The organism is Acinetobacter sp. RUH 2624 (genome assembly GCF_000162375.2).
GTDB classification, from domain to species: domain Bacteria; phylum Pseudomonadota; class Gammaproteobacteria; order Pseudomonadales; family Moraxellaceae; genus Acinetobacter; species Acinetobacter nosocomialis.
Window position 1 is genome coordinate 2,732,587 of the sequence record NZ_KI391939.1, and the last position, 13,948, is coordinate 2,746,534.

Annotated in this window: 16 protein-coding genes and 2 pseudogenes; 6 read left to right on the forward strand and 12 right to left on the reverse strand. The window is 38.0% G+C overall.

Features of this window, described 5'->3' with window-relative positions; genetic code table 11:
- Positions 1–76: 76 nt before the first annotated feature.
- Both HMPREF0014_RS19475 and HMPREF0014_RS19480 read left to right on the forward strand, forming a co-directional pair.
- A pseudogene (locus tag HMPREF0014_RS19475) lies at positions 77–673 on the forward strand (lipase secretion chaperone); the annotation flags it as partial.
- Positions 674–787: 114 nt separating this feature from the next.
- Positions 788–1,729 (forward strand): triacylglycerol lipase, encoded by a 942-nt coding sequence (locus HMPREF0014_RS19480; protein WP_079377864.1) that lies wholly within the window; start codon positions 788–790, stop codon positions 1,727–1,729.
- Positions 1,730–1,780: 51 nt separating this feature from the next.
- Here the strand turns inward: HMPREF0014_RS19480 and rplS are convergent, their stop codons facing one another.
- From rplS to HMPREF0014_RS19535, 11 genes are all read right to left on the reverse strand, one after another.
- Positions 1,781–2,149, reverse strand: a complete 369-nt coding sequence (rplS, locus tag HMPREF0014_RS19485; RefSeq protein WP_002051668.1) for a 50S ribosomal protein L19 — start codon at positions 2,147–2,149, stop codon at positions 1,781–1,783.
- Positions 2,150–2,364: 215 nt separating this feature from the next.
- Complete coding sequence (trmD, locus tag HMPREF0014_RS19490) at positions 2,365–3,120, reverse strand: tRNA (guanosine(37)-N1)-methyltransferase TrmD (protein WP_006581079.1); 756 nt, start codon at positions 3,118–3,120, stop codon at positions 2,365–2,367.
- Positions 3,121–3,164: 44 nt separating this feature from the next.
- Positions 3,165–3,713: a ribosome maturation factor RimM gene (gene rimM, locus HMPREF0014_RS19495; protein ID WP_004711694.1), complete on the reverse strand. Its 549-nt coding sequence runs from the start codon at positions 3,711–3,713 to the stop codon at positions 3,165–3,167.
- Between the two features lie 19 nt (positions 3,714–3,732).
- Complete coding sequence (gene rpsP, locus HMPREF0014_RS19500) at positions 3,733–3,984, reverse strand: 30S ribosomal protein S16 (protein ID WP_000260334.1); 252 nt, start codon at positions 3,982–3,984, stop codon at positions 3,733–3,735.
- A 146-nt stretch (positions 3,985–4,130) separates the two neighbouring features.
- Complete coding sequence (locus HMPREF0014_RS19505; protein ID WP_020992307.1) at positions 4,131–4,580, reverse strand: type IV pilin protein; 450 nt, start codon at positions 4,578–4,580, stop codon at positions 4,131–4,133.
- A complete protein-coding gene (locus HMPREF0014_RS19510; RefSeq protein WP_006581077.1) occupies positions 4,564–5,064 on the reverse strand; it encodes a type IV pilin protein in 501 nt (166 codons plus the stop codon). Before HMPREF0014_RS19510 ends, HMPREF0014_RS19505 begins: the two co-directional genes overlap by 17 nt.
- A gap of 9 nt (positions 5,065–5,073) precedes the next feature.
- The gene (locus HMPREF0014_RS19515; RefSeq protein ID WP_020992308.1) at positions 5,074–8,763 is read right to left on the reverse strand and encodes a PilC/PilY family type IV pilus protein; all 3,690 of its coding nucleotides are present in this window, start codon (positions 8,761–8,763) and stop codon (positions 5,074–5,076) included.
- A gap of 31 nt (positions 8,764–8,794) precedes the next feature.
- Positions 8,795–9,535, reverse strand: a complete 741-nt coding sequence (locus HMPREF0014_RS19520; protein WP_020992309.1) for a hypothetical protein — start codon at positions 9,533–9,535, stop codon at positions 8,795–8,797.
- On the reverse strand, positions 9,535–10,563 hold the full coding sequence (locus HMPREF0014_RS19525; protein ID WP_006581074.1) for a PilW family protein: 1,029 nt from the start codon (positions 10,561–10,563) through the stop codon (positions 9,535–9,537). The genes HMPREF0014_RS19520 and HMPREF0014_RS19525 overlap by 1 nt, the downstream gene beginning before the upstream one ends.
- 1 nt (position 10,564) lies before the next feature.
- On the reverse strand, positions 10,565–11,086 hold the full coding sequence (gene pilV, locus HMPREF0014_RS19530; protein WP_020992310.1) for a type IV pilus modification protein PilV: 522 nt from the start codon (positions 11,084–11,086) through the stop codon (positions 10,565–10,567).
- The gene (locus HMPREF0014_RS19535; RefSeq protein ID WP_031944344.1) at positions 11,083–11,529 is read right to left on the reverse strand and encodes a prepilin-type N-terminal cleavage/methylation domain-containing protein; all 447 of its coding nucleotides are present in this window, start codon (positions 11,527–11,529) and stop codon (positions 11,083–11,085) included. Before HMPREF0014_RS19535 ends, pilV begins: the two co-directional genes overlap by 4 nt.
- Here HMPREF0014_RS19535 and HMPREF0014_RS25980 point away from each other — a divergent pair.
- Positions 11,435–11,685: pseudogene (locus HMPREF0014_RS25980) on the forward strand (hypothetical protein); the annotation flags it as partial. The gene HMPREF0014_RS19535 and the pseudogene HMPREF0014_RS25980 overlap by 95 nt on opposite strands.
- Before the next feature lie 12 nt (positions 11,686–11,697).
- On the opposite strand, the gene ispH reads toward HMPREF0014_RS25980, so the two are convergent.
- Complete coding sequence (gene ispH / locus HMPREF0014_RS19540) at positions 11,698–12,648, reverse strand: 4-hydroxy-3-methylbut-2-enyl diphosphate reductase (RefSeq protein ID WP_002051768.1); 951 nt, start codon at positions 12,646–12,648, stop codon at positions 11,698–11,700.
- Between the two features lie 122 nt (positions 12,649–12,770).
- Here ispH and gmk point away from each other — a divergent pair, with 122 nt between their 5' ends.
- The 3 genes from gmk (at position 12,771) to HMPREF0014_RS25985 (ending at position 13,921) form a co-directional block, all read left to right on the forward strand.
- Positions 12,771–13,400 (forward strand): guanylate kinase, encoded by a 630-nt coding sequence (gene gmk, locus HMPREF0014_RS19545; protein WP_002051739.1) that lies wholly within the window; start codon positions 12,771–12,773, stop codon positions 13,398–13,400.
- 72 nt (positions 13,401–13,472) lie between these two features.
- Entirely contained in the window at positions 13,473–13,751 is a 279-nt protein-coding gene (rpoZ, locus tag HMPREF0014_RS19550; protein WP_000135049.1) for a DNA-directed RNA polymerase subunit omega, read from the forward strand.
- Positions 13,752–13,789: 38 nt separating this feature from the next.
- Positions 13,790–13,921, forward strand: a complete 132-nt coding sequence (locus tag HMPREF0014_RS25985; RefSeq protein WP_102990545.1) for a hypothetical protein — start codon at positions 13,790–13,792, stop codon at positions 13,919–13,921.
- The last annotated feature ends 27 nt before the right edge of the window (positions 13,922–13,948 follow it).

Genomic DNA, 13,948 nt, shown 5'->3' on the forward strand with positions numbered 1-13,948 from the left:
TAAGCCCTGAAGCCTTTGAGAAGAAATATTTTAAGAATTTAGAGGGATTTGTTGTCCACGATACTGTCTAGGATCAATTCAACCACCTCAATCTAAACAACAAGATCAAAATTATTTTCAAAAGATCTTTAGTTCAATTCAAGATATTAGAAAACGTTTCTTCTCTGCATCTGAAATTGAAGGACTCTTTTCAACAGAAGATATCTATCAGAACTACACATTAGATCGCATGAAAATTTTGGAAGATTCATCTTTAAGTGAAATTGAAAAAGCTAAAAAGCTGAAAGAACGCTTTGAACAGCTACCAGCAGACTGGCAACAAAATCTGCAAGAACTATCAAAACTTGATGATTTGCATACGCTGACCAAACAAATTAAAGCTCGCAATGGTTCAGCGGAGGAACTGCGTCAAATGCGTACAGCACTTGTAGGAGCTGAGGCAACACAAAGATTAGAAACTTTAGATACGCAGCGTAATGCTTGGCAACAGCGAGTTACAGGCTTCTTAAAACAGCGTGATGAAGTTCTCAATAGCAATATGAGTGATAGTGCTAAAAATCAAGCAATTCAACAACTACGCCAACAACAATTTAGCTCATCACAGGAACAACTTCGTCTTCAAACTTTTGAAAAAGTCCATGACCAAGGAGGTGAACTACCATTTAACTATTAGGCTTTTCTATTTCAAAGTGAGCCAAACCTTATCCAGCAGTAACAGCTGCTGCTCATACAAAATAAAAATAGTGAGTAAAAAATGAAAAGGAACTTAATATTTTTCTGTGCTGCAATACTCTCAGGACTGAGTATTTCAGCAACCCATGCCACAAATGCAGAGCAAGTAAAAAGCTCATTTGTCTATTCGAATTATGCTCAAACCAAATATCCACTGGTATTTAATCATGGTATGGCCGGTTTTAGCCGAGTTGGGACAGATACGCTTGGTCTTGATTATTGGTATCAGATTCTTCCTGACCTTGCGCGTAACGGAGGAAATGTCTGGGCAACAAGAGTTTCACCGTTTAACTCAACCGAAGTTCGCGGAGAACAACTTGCCCAACAAGTAGAAGAAATTATTGCTATTACGGGAAAACCTAAAGTCAACTTAATCGGACATAGTCACGGGGGACCAACAGTTCGCTATGTCGCTGGTATCATGCCAGAGAAAGTTGCTTCACTTACTACTATCGGAGCACCTCACAAAGGATCTCCAATGGCAGATGTCATCCTGAACGTTGAGGGTACTCCTCTGTCTGGACTGGCAACATTAGTAAACTGGTTTTCAGCAGCGATTACTTGGGCAGAAGGCCTAGATCCAACTAGTTATCCGCATGACTCTTTAGCTGGCGCTCATAGCCTCTCAACTCAAGGCTCGGCACAGTTTAATGCACAATTTCCAATGGGTGTTCCTACCACATCTTGTGGTGAAGGTGCTTATCAAGAGAAAGGAATCTATATGTATTCATTCTCTGGCAATAAAGCACTCACAAATCCATTAGATCCTTTTGATATTGCATTAACAGGAAGTAGTTTGGTTGTTGACCCACTGGGAGATAACGATGGACTAGTTTCTAGATGTAGTGCCAAGTTTGGTAAGACTATTCGTGATGACTATAACTGGAACCATTTAGATGAAGTCAATCAAGTGCTTGGTATACGTTCTATTTTTGCAGCGGACCCAGTCTCGGTTTACCGTCAACATGCTAATCGTTTAAAACTACAAGGATTATGATTCCAAATAAAAAAATGCGCCAAAAGGCGCATTTTTTTACTCGGTATAAGCTTACGCTTTACGAGCTGGTAATTTTTCACGAATACGTGCAGCTTTACCAGACAAGTCACGGAGGTAGTAAAGTTTAGCACGACGAACGTCACCACGACGTTTCACTTCGATTTTAGCAACAACTGGTGAGTGAGTTTGGAATACACGCTCAACACCAACACCGCTAGAAATTTTACGTACTGTGAACGCAGAGTTCAAACCACGGTTTTTCTTAGCGATAACAACACCTTCAAATGCCTGAAGACGTTCACGGTCACCTTCTTTTACTTTAACTTGAACAACTACTGTGTCACCAGGAGCAAATTCAGGAAGGTCAGTTTTTAACTGTGCATTTTCAACAGCTTGAACTAAAGGATGTTTACCACTCATTGTGGGAATCTCCAATATGTGCGGAGTCAGAAGAGGTCTGATTTTCCGCTGGGGATAGAGGCTAAAAACGCATATCAACCCGTTTAACTTTCCCTTTACGAAAATCGTAAAGAGCCTTAATTACACATAAATCTATAAATTTAAATAGACTTATGGTTTAACTCGAAGCATTGCTTCTCGTCTTGTGTTAGAACTTTCGTTCTTGAGAATAGCAATTAAGAATTACCGCCATTCTCATGTATATCTTTTAGCCATTTTTTTTGCTGTTTAGTCAACTCTACTTTTTCTACCAACTCTGGTCGGCGTTCTAAAGTCCGTTGATATCGCTGCAAAAAACGCCACTTTTCAATGTTGGCATGATGTCCTGATTTTAAAATTTCAGGGACATCCAAACCTTCAAAATGGTCTGGCTTAGTATATTGCGGACAATCTAAAAGACCATCTACAAAAGAATCCTGTATCGCTGATTGCTCATCTGACATTACATTCGGCAAACGGCGAATAATACTATCAAGCAACACCATGGCAGGTAGTTCACCGCCAGATAAAACATAATCTCCAATTGACCATTCCTGATCAACATAATGCTGGATCAAACGTTCATCGACGCCTTCATAACGTCCACACAATACAATCAAGCCGTCATAATCAACAAACTGCTGTACTGCCTGTTCATTTAAAGTTTTGCCTTGTGGAGACATATACACCACAGGCACATGAACACATCCTGCTTGCGAAGCAAGTTGTTTGGCATGGTTAATTGCTTTTGCTAGAGGCTCGGCCATCATTACCATACCAGGACCACCACCAAATGGACGTTCATCCACTCTCCGGTAACTCCCTTCAGCAAAATCACGTGGATTAATACAAGTGACTTGCACAATGTCACGCTTTGCTGCGCGTCCGCTAATCCCGTACACTGTAATCGCTTCAAACATTTCAGGAAAAAGCGTAATGACTGCAAAAAACACCGCAGACTCCTCTATTTTCCTGCTGCGTTAATCCCCTAAAAGGATTAGTAATCTACGCCCCAATTGACGTAAATGCGACCAGCTTCAAGATCAACGCGTTGTACCACGTCTTTATGCCAAGGAATCATGCGCTCTTCTGAATCAATGCTGTCTGGTGTAGCACGTACAACCATCACATCATTAGCTCCAGTTTCAAACAACTCATGAATTTGCCCTAGGTTTACTTCCTGTTCTTCATCATCAAGTCCTAACACCGTTAAGCCTTTCAAATCTGACCAGTAGTACTCATCTACATCTGCTTTTGGCAATTGAGATTTAGCAATCCAGATATTAGCGCCAACCAAGCTCTCTGCTCCAGTGCGATCACTCACACCTTTTAAAGAGACAACTAAGCCTTTGCCATGTGGTTTCCAACGTTTTACATCAACTGTTTGCCAACCAGCCTTGGTCTCAATGTACCAAGGCAAGTAGTCAAACATATTGCTCATGGGTTCCGTATTGGAATACACCCAGAGCCACCCATTTAATCCATAAGCTGAACGTAACTGTCCAATCTGAATACGATCTTCGGGAACATTCTGTGTTGGTGTCATGGGCTACCTACTACAATAATTATGCAGTAGCTTTTTTAGCTTGAGCAGCCAAAGAAGCAACACGTTCAGAAGGTTGAGCACCTTGAGAAACCCAGTGAGCAAAACGGTCTGCGTCTAAACGAAGTTTTTCTGCTTGACCTTGTGCAGTTGGGTTAAAGAAACCGATACGCTCGATGAAACGACCATCACGTGCATTGCGGCTATCAGTCACAACGATTTGATAGAATGGACGTTTTTTTGCGCCGCCACGTGCTAAACGAATAACAACCATGATAAAAGCCTTATAATTCTTACGGATTATCCCTGCGCCGACCATCGGCAACACTTCAAACCCCTTTCATAGAGGGCGACATTCTACGTGATTTTCACCCTGAAAGAAAGATTAAATTTTGAGTTATCCGCAGTTTTGAATTTAAATTAGCGTCCATCCCAGTTTGATGTATTTGACAAGCTAATTGATGAGCAGGTTACACCTTTAGACCAATAGCGCTGTTGATCCTGATTTAAGCAAACCTCACCATTTCCATTTTGTATAGAGGTAAGAAGTGGAGTAGCTTTGAGTAAATAACCCTGATTATCAGCATCAACAGCTAAAGTTACAGTGTAAAATGCAGTTCCTGTTAAAGGATAATTTTGCGATGTTGTACCATTATCTAAAGTAGCATTATTAAAGCTATGATTAACGACTTTATAACTTTGCAATCGTTGATTAATACGTAACATCTCAGCTTGTACATCAGTACGATTAGTACGGATTTTATATTGACTATAAGTCGGATAAGCAATTGCTGCCAAAATTGCAATGATCGCCACCACAATCATCAACTCAACTAATGTAAACCCTAAGTAACTACCATTTTTCAGCATTTGTAGCACAACCTGTATAATTGTTGATATTAGTTAGATCATTTGCCACCAAATACTTAGATTTACATTTGATCCCTGTACTAGTAATTAGCAGAGCATCATATCCCACCTTTTCTGGTATTGCTTTAATCGCCCATCTTTGGCCTAGTCCAGAACTAGTAGCCAATAAAGTATTAGGGTTTGTTCCACTAATATCGGTTAGTGTAATCGTATACTTTTTATTTGTCGTGCTTGGAAAATCCAGACTACTCATTTCTAAGGTTTGACCATATAAATATTTAGGATCGAACCCATGGTAGGAAAAATTCTGACTTTTATATCTCTCTAGCTGTCCAGCAAGTTTCAATAATTCTTGCTGGACAGCTGCCGTATCTGTACGGCGAATTTGGGCCTGATAAGATGGAATCGCAATTGCCGCAAAAACAGCGACAACCATGATTACAATCATTAACTCAATTAGGGTAAATCCCATATTTTTTTCCATAGAGCCCCCTTATTGTCGCTCGTACCAATTTGTACTTTGAAATATTTTTGTAGTTTTATAATTCCGCCCAACATCAGGTAACAATGTAATCAAATTATTTACACCATTTGAAAATCCTCCAGCATTAATTTTACTAATACCATCAGAAGCATTACCTACATTCTTTACTATTTTGTTTGCATCAAAATTATTCTTATCGGAAGCATCACCGCAAACGCCATAAGGCAAACATAAACGACGTATTACACTTGAACCTGTAATACCACCTGTACACGCATTTGGCTGTTGGGTTGAATTATGATTCGGGTTATATAAAGATACGTAAAAATCTGAGAATTGAGCAGTGTTTGCAACCACAAGATATCCGTTAAGTGCTTTTACCGTACCTGTATTTTCAGTTTGGACTGTTCCATTTGTTTCACGCAGAACATAGTACCAACCCTTTTTAGTATTATTCATTAAGTTAGCTACATTAGTGCTCGCTATTTCATTCCAATTATATAAATCTGTCTCTGTTAAATTACTGGTTTTAGAAAATGTTGAATTGTATAAATTCGACGCAGCAATATCATAATCATATAAGGCATAGATTCGATTATCGTAGCTATTGGCTTTGTTCAATGGAAAACTTCGATTACCTGATGCAATTCCGATCACACCAAAACGACTACCGTTACGATCATGAATACTTAACGTCGGCATTTCATAGAAACGCTGATTAAGGGTTGAAAAGTTCGCGAGTCGATTTACTCGACCAAAATTTGTTGTTGATGTTCCATAATTATTATTCAAATCAACACGAAAAATTTGTCCACCTAAATCACCAAAATATAAATTATCAACCAGGCCATCGGCATCTCGATCAAACGCTTTGATTTGGCTAACTACACTATATTTTAAATTAGCATCCTTTACATCAACAGTGTTTGTATCATTACTACTGCCATATCGGGCATCCCACAATAAAGCACCTGTAGTCGCATCAAAAATATAAATACCAGCGCCAGCATTTACAGTGGTTGAAGTCGGCTGATAACCATCCCTCTCATAGGCTGGATCATAGCCCCCGCCTACAATCATGACGTTTTTGACTTGATTATTGAAACGAATTTTTGCAAGTGTTGGCTTGGACCAACTCTGCCCCATAGCCTGAAGTGCAGTTATTTGGTCCCCCGTAGCAGACACTTTACTGTCGCTACTATTAATTTTTCCGTTTACAGGGTCGATCTGAAACAAAAATTTTGGATCTGAGGGATCTTTAATATTTAAGCCATAATAGCTTTTTCCACCCATACGCATACCACCATAAATATTGGCAGTATTAGCTATAAATTTATTATTCGTTGCATCAACTTTATATTCAACCCAAGAAGCCCAAGGAGCATCTATACCATAAAAAGGGTTCGTCGTAGATGTTGTGGCATTACTTACATCAAGTAAAGCATCTCGTCGATTAGTGTCTTGAAGAATCTCATTGGGAAGGAAAGTCATTGCCTCTTTACCCGTAGTTTGGTCTATTACATGTAATAGACCTTGCATTGACCCCATGACAATATAATCTTTACGATTTACTGTGCTTTGAGTATTACTTGAAATCGCACCTGTTGTTGAATCATATTTTGCTTCCAATGTCACTAATAATGGATCTGAATGTAACACCCCTCCCATCTGCCGCATAATGTTTAAATTTTTTACTTTATCAACTGTATCCCATTGATAACCTGCTGTTTTGGTCTCTAAATCAGTTTTTGTAAGCTTATAACCTAATGCCGAAAGCAAATAAGGTTGATATACATTCTGTCGCCATGCTGTCACTCCCGAACCAGCTGAACTATCAATATAGCTAGCATTTAAGACATTCTCTGTACTCAATTTAGTTAAGCTATTTGCGGCTACAACTTTATTTTTATCCGCATCTGCTAACGCATTAGAAATAGTCGCATTAATATAGAGTGGTCTAGTTTGAATATCAGAAGCATTGGTTGCTGTATTCAACGCGCCTAAAGATGTTTTTGGAATTGATAGCTGTGACCATACCCCTCCTTTGAGAGCATCAGCTCCATCATTTATATTTTCAGCATTCCAAAAATCTTGAGTTAAAGTATTAATACCACCTGTATTTTTTAATACCGTACTATTATTTACATCAACTAAACTACCTGATGAGCTTATTGTATATTTTTTAAGATTTCCTAACCATAATTGCTGAGTAGATTGGGTAACCCCATTTGTACTACTCACTTTAGGTTGAAACTGTGGAGCAAAAACATAAGAATATGAGGCACTAGTCGCCATTGGATCAGCAGGTACAACATAGGTACCAAAACTCGCAGCATTGAAGGACCCTTGTCCAATTGCCCCTACAAATCTTAATAAAGCATTTTGTACTTTCTCCCCCGAGTCAGCATAAGTATATCCACCTATTGGCTTATCTGTGCCATACGTATCGCCTTCACCAACCTTATCACCCAATGTTTTTAATGCATTTGCATTTAAAGTATTTGCATATCTTTTGAAATATTGTGTTTTTGAGCTATCTGCAAGTTGAATCGATAGAGGAATAACACAACTTACTTCAGAACCGCTTACACCAGTACAAACCTCACCATCAGAACCCGTCAACATAGGGCTATACCCTACTGTAGAAAGATAAATTCTTTTCTTAGATGTTTTTGGTGCATTTGCTATAGCTCTAACTAAATTTGCAATATAAGGCCAACTACTTCTATCCTGATATTTCTCAGCAATCGTATAATTTGTTGAAATCTGAGAGGAATTTAGCGCTGAACTTAATCTCATTTCATAAAATTCACCATTCCCTATATTTTTATTAAATGCATTGTCATAATTGTAATATACAGCAGAAACATCTGAATCTACACCTGTAATTGTACTTGCTGTTAAAGTTGAAGTCCCACTGCTGTCTGGTATATTAGCATTTGAAATCACATTTTTAAGTAATGAAGCACTTTGTGGTGGAGCAATCCTAGTTGGGGCACCGTCAGTCAAAAAGAAAACACCCTGAGTAGAACACTGTTTATCTGATTCCGTAGATAGTTTTTCAATAGGTGCTTTATATTGTTTGGTAGAACTATCTATAATATTAGGAGATGCTAGATCCATACCTTGTATATTTTTTTCACTATATCCGGACATCGTACTAACGTTCTCTGGACTGTCTGTTCGACTCCCTAATAAGTAAGCGTACGCTTCCGCAAGTAGTGTAACGGTTGGTGTACTAGTTCCAGTTGTAGAAATAGAATCAATTAGTGTATCTACTAAATATTGTCGGTATGTCTTTGAAGTATCAACCATCATATCTAAACGCTTTGCTTCAGATAAAATTTTAGATCTGCTTGTATCTGCAAACACAGCTAAACCAATATACGTCTTATCTGGAATCTTATAGCTTCCATCTACATTTTTAGCGTTTAAAGCATCTTTTAGAGAGCTTTTTAATGCATTAATACGACTTGTAATAGCACCATTATATTTAACATCTTGAGCAGACATACTTGGCGAATTATCAATCGCCAATATAATAATAGGATAATTCGTTGCAGATGGATTTTGATAAATCTGTACATCACTGGCATGAACTATTGACGTTGTCATAGTAAATGTTGTTATTGTAGATAAAGCTGTAACCAACACTTTATATTTTAAATCTGCTGTTTTTTTTGTATTTAATTTCTTCATTTCATCTATTCCCCAATAGTTCAAATTAAGCCTAACTCTGACGTTGATAAGTACTCAGTACAAAATCTTGAAATTGTGTATTAAATGGAACATTCAAATTTTGTAAACAACTTGATACCGTTGACTTTGATCCGGATAAAGGTTGACTATTCGGACGTTTTAGACAATTTGTAATATCAGCCTGAGAAACATCGGACAAGTTGGGTAAAATAGACGTTACATATACCCGGATTCTTTTGGTTTGCTCATTATCCAATTTACCTAGACTTTCAAGATCACTCCCTAAAGTGACAATTTGTAAAGGTTGTGCAGGTGTATTTAATGGTGGGTTTACAATCATAGCAACTTGCGTCATTTGTGCTTTTCGGCTACTTGCATAGTCATTAGCCGCTGTTAAATTACAGAAACCTGATACGCCATTTGCTGTAATATCTGTATTATCTTCATTCCATTGCAAAATGCTGGTATTAGAGACATTAAAAGAAGATGCTGGAGAAGTTTGACTTCTAAAACAGAATACCACTTCCTTTCCCTGATTTTGCAAAGCATATCCAAGTAAACTTGTTGGGTTACCACTCGTACTAGCGAACCCCCCAGCACCTAATCGATAAAGTACAGAATCAGATGACTGCATGAGTAACTGCTGGGCTTGACTAGTTGTTGCAATATGTAAACTTGTTAAACTTTGACGAACAGCCAATGTTCCAATGACTGTAATCACTAGCAGTAAAATTAAAACAACAATTAATGTTGAACCATTTTGTACTTTCATCACATTACCGCCGTATCTTGAGAAAACAGGCCATTACGCAAGGCAATAGTTTGTGTAATAACTGTACGCAAATATTTGGGAGGATTTCCCGTCGGTACTTTGATCGATACATTTTGATCAAGCACTTTATAAGTTTGATTATTTGAAACTAAACCATTCTCACGAATGCTTTCATTTGAACGTACAAGTATACCAACCTGAATGGAAGTGATTCGTGGACGTGGGATTGCATTCAAAGCAAGATATTGTCCAATCGAGATATACCGAAAATTTGCTGTATTGGTATCATCTGAAACTCCTAAAAGGAAGTGCAAATGATCTACACGTCTCACCAAGATTTCCCCATCTGTAGTGCCAAATACGGTCTTAGATGTTGAAGGATTTTTTAAAATCGTGGTATCATCCGATGTATATGAACCTGCTTCACATGCAAGTGCTAATGCAGCATTAGGTTCATTTGTTATGGCATTTGAATCTGACCTTAAAAAGAAACGCTCTATAATGTATCTATTTGCCGAATAATTATTGCCTTCACAATCGACACCAGCCTGCTCTGCAAAAAATTGAACAACTAATTGATCACTACCTTGATCTACCTTTCCTGTGGCGGGTGATACTGCCGAAACTTGTACATTACTTGCCTTGGTAGCAAAATCTGTGACTGGCACAGCTACTGTTGAAGGCACTTTGTCTGGAATATTCGTTGGAATCGTATCTGCCGTATAAGTTGATCCTGTTCCTGCTGGAAAGCGGGCATTCTGCCTTGTTGTTATTACAACTCCACCATTAGCCAGTCGATCATTTATAATATTATTATTCCCATAATTGGTTTTTCGAATATCATTCGAGATATAACGTAACCCGAAGTTTCCACTTTCCTGTAGATCAGCCATCGCTCGTTGAGTATTTAAAGAAATTTGCCCCGTAAGAAATAACTGAATTGCGGCAGCTGTAATTAATAGCCCTAAAACAATTGTGATCATGAGTTCAATAAGTGTGAACCCCTGCTGAATATATATTTTGTTCATCTCAATATAACTCCATGATGACACATTTTGCTTGGGGTAAATATGCACCACCATTTGTACAAGCTGCTGGATCAGTAGAGCTATTTATTGCTTTTGTTTTCCCCCATGCGACATAAACACACTTACGGCTTTGGGTACCACTTACCTGACAGTCAGGTAAACGGATCGTCATTCCTAGATCATTTGCCTGACTCACAACCTGTGCAGTATCATAATTTGCCATTTGAACAGACGTAGTGCATGGTGTGGTATCTGTGATTTGAATACATGCTGTAGTCGCTGTTGTGCTTTGTGTTATTGCATTTAAATTATCGTTATAGGTACTAAATGCTCCCCTATTTACACGAATACGTTCAGCTAAATCCCTTGCAAGATTCATAGCTTGAATTTTATTCATAGCCTCATCTGTGGCATCAACGGCTTTTAACTGTAATGCAGTAAATCCTAAAACCCCTATAGCAAGAATCAGTAAAGCAATTAATACTTCCATCATTCCTATGCCCATCTGGTTATATTTATTCATGAGCAAGTTCCATCACTTTTTAAATAGAGCGTTCCCATCCGGGTTAATGCAAAAGATTTTTGAGTTTTAGCGATTGAATTACAAATCACAAAATCTGTATTGGCTGATATACCTGAAATTAATGACCCATCTTGACCAAAGGTAATACTACTTATAGATGTAGGTGCAGTTACTTGATTTCCAGAAGTAGGTTCCCAATAAAAATCTATATTTGTATTCGTTCCAGCGACCAAATGTACAGTAACATTTGTTCTTAATAAAACAGCTTGGCTACGCCCTTGAGATAATGCTGATATCAGTTCTCTCGTATTTGCATTTAATTTTTGCTTAGCCATGAGTTGAGTAAAAGACGGCGCAGCCATCATTGCAATAATAGCCATGACTGCAATTGTTACGATGAGTTCCACTAAGGTGAACCCTTCTTGCGGAGTAATTCCCCTCATCCCCATAACCCCAAATAAATTTAAAACTTTTTATTTCTATATAAATTTTACGTTTTACTTTTACAAAACGAATACAAACCAGATAAAGGGTATAAAAAAACAGATAACTGTCATTTGACAATTATCTGTTTAAATTTTTTAAAATCAGTATGTTAAACAAGTCACATTTTATGCTTGAGTCACATGAATACGTAACTCTTTAGGAAGACTAAAAGTAATATTTTCTTCACGCCCTTCTAACTCTTTAGGTGCTTGGGCTCCCCAATCCTGTAAACGTTGAATCACTTGTTTAATTAAAATTTCTGGAGCAGAAGCGCCTGCTGTAACGCCAATTTTACAAGTATCATTGAACCATGATTGTTCAAGCTGATCAGCGTTATCTACTAGATAAGCAGCTTTCCCCATACGTTCAGCAAGCTCTCGTAAACGATTCGAATTTGATGAATTAGGTGATCCAACAACCAATACGACATCGCATTTTTCAGCTAAATCACGTACGGCATCTTGTCTATTTTGAGTTGCATAACAAATATCATCTTTGCGTGGCCCTTGAATTTTAGGGAACTTCGCACGCAAAGCATCAATGACTTTCGCAGTATCATCAATAGATAAAGTCGTTTGTGTAACAAAAGCTAATTTTTCTGGATGTCTGACTTCAAGCGCTGCTACATCGGCTTCATCTTCGACCAAATAAATATCACCGCCTTTTAATTTGTCATATTGCCCCATTGTTCCTTCAACTTCTGGGTGCCCTTCATGACCAATTAAAATCGCTTCTGTACCTTCACGGGCATATTTAGTCACTTCAATATGCACTTTCGTAACAAGCGGACAAGTCGCATCAAAAACTTTGAGACCTCGACGCTCTGCTTCTTGCTGAACCGCTTTTGAAACTCCGTGCGCACTGAAAATTACAATAGAATCATCTGGCACTTGATCCAGCTCATCAACGAAAACAGCCCCTCTTTGACGTAAGTCGTCTACCACAAATTTATTGTGTACAACTTCATGACGCACATAAATAGGTGGATTAAAACATTCCAAAGCCCGATTGACGATTGCTATGGCTCGATCAACACCGGCACAAAAACCACGCGGATTAGCTAACACAATTTCCATAACAGCCTCAAAATTAATAAAACAGGGGAAGTTCTCGTAAATATTTGCAGTTAAAACTATTCAGTTTAAACGCACGGTACACTACAATAGCGAAGATATTTTATCATATCAGGAAAAATATCATGTCGGGTCTATTGTTTGTCGTTTCTGCTGCATCAGGAACGGGCAAAACATCTTTGGTGAAAGCCCTACTTGACCGTGTGAGCAATTTACATGTTTCAGTTTCGCATACTACCCGAGGTCAACGACCAGGTGAGTTAGATGGTGTTCACTATCATTTCACAACAAAAGATGTCTTTTTAGACCAAGTAAATCAAGGTGGATTTATTGAATACGCTGAAGTATTTGGTAACTACTACGGCACTTCTCAAGCAACTGTTAAACAACAATTAGCTCAAGGGCATGATGTCTTGCTTGAAATTGACTGGCAAGGTGCTGAGCAAGTACGTAAACTCTTTCCTGAATCTAAACAGATCTTTATTTTACCACCTACTCAATTCGATTTACGTCAACGGTTATCTAACCGTGGCACAGACTCTGTGGAAGTTATCGAACATCGCTTAAGCTGTGCTGTGGAAGACATGCAGCACTATGTAAATTTTGATTACATTATTATTAATGATGACTTTAATAAAGCACTTCATGAGCTTGAAGCAGTAATTACTGCAAACCGCTTAGTGTTATCTCAACAAGCAAATAGACACCAAGCATTAATTCAGGACTTGATTACTCCTCAACCAAAACAGGAATAACTTGAGTCTAGAACGAAAGCCTTTTATACTATTTAGTCTGTTCAAATTTACCATTCCAAAACGAGAACTTTTATGGCACGCGTCACCGTTGAAGATTGTTTAGATCATGTAGACAACCGTTTTGAGCTTGTGCTCGTTGCAAGTAAACGTGCTCGTCAATTGGCACGTCAAGGCATGGAGCCAACTGTAGAATGGGATAACGACAAACCAACAGTTGTTGCTTTACGTGAAATCGCTGTAGGTCATGTAACGAAAGAAATTCTTAAACAACGTGAGCAAGATTATCAAACTTCTAGTCTTGATCTTGCCCTTTCTACAAACAGTTTAAATTTAGAAGGTTTTTCTTTCTAATTACTCCTGTTTCTATAAAAAACCATCGTTTCTTTGCGATGGTTTTTTATTTGGCTTCTTTATATTTAAAAACATATTGGCAAAAGCAATTATTTTCATTGAAAAAAAAATACACTTTTTCAAACGAAAAAATTGACAAGTTCCGCAATATGCTTTTCATTAAGAAGTAGATAGATTTAGTTTTTTAAGTAACAGAA

Bases quoted from the DNA above. Each gene is read 5' to 3' on its own strand.
- rpoZ (WP_000135049.1), top strand. From the start codon at position 13,473: ATGGCACGCGTCACCGTTGAAGATTGTTTAGATCATGTAGACAACCGT.
- rpsP (WP_000260334.1), bottom strand. From the start codon at position 3,984: ATGGTTGTTATTCGTTTAGCACGTGGCGGCGCAAAAAAACGTCCATTC.
- pilV (WP_020992310.1), bottom strand. From the start codon at position 11,086: ATGAATAAATATAACCAGATGGGCATAGGAATGATGGAAGTATTAATT.
- rimM (WP_004711694.1), bottom strand. From the start codon at position 3,713: ATGACACCAACACAGAATGTTCCCGAAGATCGTATTCAGATTGGACAG.
- ispH (WP_002051768.1), bottom strand. From the start codon at position 12,648: ATGGAAATTGTGTTAGCTAATCCGCGTGGTTTTTGTGCCGGTGTTGAT.
- HMPREF0014_RS19510 (WP_006581077.1), bottom strand. From the start codon at position 5,064: ATGGAAAAAAATATGGGATTTACCCTAATTGAGTTAATGATTGTAATC.
- HMPREF0014_RS25985 (WP_102990545.1), top strand. From the start codon at position 13,790: ATGGTTTTTTATTTGGCTTCTTTATATTTAAAAACATATTGGCAAAAG.
- HMPREF0014_RS19505 (WP_020992307.1), bottom strand. From the start codon at position 4,580: ATGCTGAAAAATGGTAGTTACTTAGGGTTTACATTAGTTGAGTTGATG.
- HMPREF0014_RS19520 (WP_020992309.1), bottom strand. From the start codon at position 9,535: ATGAAAGTACAAAATGGTTCAACATTAATTGTTGTTTTAATTTTACTG.
- HMPREF0014_RS19515 (WP_020992308.1), bottom strand. From the start codon at position 8,763: ATGAAGAAATTAAATACAAAAAAAACAGCAGATTTAAAATATAAAGTG.
- HMPREF0014_RS19535 (WP_031944344.1), bottom strand. From the start codon at position 11,529: ATGAGGGGAATTACTCCGCAAGAAGGGTTCACCTTAGTGGAACTCATC.
- HMPREF0014_RS19525 (WP_006581074.1), bottom strand. From the start codon at position 10,563: ATGAACAAAATATATATTCAGCAGGGGTTCACACTTATTGAACTCATG.
- gmk (WP_002051739.1), top strand. From the start codon at position 12,771: ATGTCGGGTCTATTGTTTGTCGTTTCTGCTGCATCAGGAACGGGCAAA.
- rplS (WP_002051668.1), bottom strand. From the start codon at position 2,149: ATGAGTGGTAAACATCCTTTAGTTCAAGCTGTTGAAAATGCACAGTTA.